We start from the raw sequence: 752 nt of genomic DNA, 5'->3' as shown, positions 1-752 counted from the left end.
ACGGGTATCTGGAACGTGGAAAAAGTCTTGTATGCAATCAATGACTTTAACTTACCCTTTCCCGTTACTTTTACACAGATTACATGGTTTGTGATTACGGAATTTATCATCATTCTGTTTGGGGATATTCCCCCACTTTCCATGATTGAGGGAGCATTTCTCAAATACTTTGGTATTCCCGTTGCTCTCACTTGGTTCATGTCGCAGAAAACCTTTGACGGAAAGAAGCCGTACAGCTTTTTGAAATCACAGATAACCTATGCCCTGCGACCAAAAATCACTTATGCAGGAAAAGCCGTAAAACTGCATAAGCAGATATTGAATGAAACAATCACGGCAGTAAGGAGTGTGAACTATGTTCCCGATAAAATATATTGACAATAACCTTGTCTGGAACAAGGACAATGAGGTGTTCGCCTACTATGAGCTGATACCATACAACTATTCTTTTCTATCCGCAGAGCAGAAATTTATCGTGCATGACAGTTTCCGACAGCTTATCGCACAGTCCCGTGAGGGTAAAATTCATGCGTTGCAGATTGCCACAGAAAGCTCAATCCGCAGTATGCAGGAACAGTCAAAGAAGCTGGTAACTGGAAAATTAAAGGAAGTTGCCTGCCAGAAGATAGACGAACAGACCGAAGCGTTAGTATCTATGATTGGGGACAATCAAGTGGACTACCGCTTTTTTCTTGGCTTTAAGCTCATGGTTACGGAAGAACAGCTCAATCTGAAGAACATCAAAAAATCGG

1 protein-coding gene and 1 pseudogene are annotated in these 752 nt (G+C 41.6%); both read left to right on the top strand.

The annotated features are described in order from the left end of the window. Nucleotides 1-378 (top strand): conjugal transfer protein (locus DWZ69_RS11915; protein ID WP_226854136.1); only part of this gene is annotated, 378 nt, incomplete at its 5' end. Then, nucleotides 356-752: pseudogene (locus DWZ69_RS11910) on the top strand (ATP/GTP-binding protein); the annotation flags it as partial. The gene DWZ69_RS11915 and the pseudogene DWZ69_RS11910, both read left to right, overlap by 23 nt.

The organism is Eubacterium sp. AF34-35BH (assembly GCF_003477765.1).
In the GTDB taxonomy this organism is placed as follows: Bacteria; Bacillota; Clostridia; order Lachnospirales; family Lachnospiraceae; genus Eubacterium_G.
The sequence above is the reverse complement of the archived record's forward strand: the minus strand, read 5'-3'. Positions and strand labels throughout refer to the sequence as shown.